This is a genomic window from Xanthovirga aplysinae (genome assembly GCF_009711365.1).
Lineage (GTDB): Bacteria > Bacteroidota > Bacteroidia > Cytophagales > Cyclobacteriaceae > Xanthovirga > Xanthovirga aplysinae.
On record NZ_SMMB01000255.1, the window covers coordinates 1 to 882 of the forward strand.

1 protein-coding gene is annotated in these 882 nt (G+C 32.3%); it reads right to left on the reverse strand.

Annotated features, from left to right (window positions below):
• Nucleotides 1–863 (reverse strand): ATP-grasp domain-containing protein (locus E1171_RS00630; protein ID WP_187696125.1); only part of this gene is annotated, 863 nt, incomplete at its 3' end.
• Nucleotides 864–882: the final 19 nt, after the last annotated feature.

Consider the following 882-nt stretch of genomic DNA (forward strand, 5'->3'; position numbering starts at 1 on the left):
TTAGACAATTGGCCTACCGCATTTGCTTTTTCTTCTTCGTTTCTTAAATAAGATGGTCCATTAGGTGTATTATTTACATCTACAATATAGATTTTTCCATCCTGATTATCTCTAAGCACATCCAATTCACCAAACTCAAAATTTATGGCCCGACAAAACTCCAATATTTTTTTCACCTCTTCATCACTCAACTCATCATTCACCTGCTGCATGGTGGACTCACCAATATCCTTAAATCGGGAATCAATATTTCGATATCTGTAATAAATAAAGGGAATTTCATAATTAATTACTGGAACTCGGATATCTCTTACCCTATTTCCTTCCACCCCATTATCAATTAATTTCTGATAAATAAACCCTTCTTCAATTTTGTCAATGGGACCATTAATTACTTCCCCATCATGAATTGCATTAATCAAACTTTTTTTCACGAGAGGCCCCACATATTCTTTAGGTGAAAGGCGGGTTGAGTAACCAAAAATCTTCTGATGCATTTCATCTACATATTCTTTACCTATGTTCCGACTATATAAATTTACAACCTTTTTTCCTTGTAGCTTTTCCAAGGCCTCAAAATCCTTCCTGTAGGTCCTATACTCATAGTATAGCACCAAATCAAAATCATTATCCAGTTTATTGGTAATATTGTAATTAAGTGCGTTACAAATTTTATAAATAACAGCACGTCTACTTGGAAAATGAGGGTAAATTAAAATGGTCTTGGATTTAAATCCATTCTTAAAAAAGTTCTTAATTTCTTTAACTTGAAAAAGAATATCCTTTAAAAACATTTCTGTTACCGGCATACCCCGATAATATTTATTCTTTATTCCCCTCCGATATTTTTTTAAAAAATACATAGACTCTAATTCTTGTACT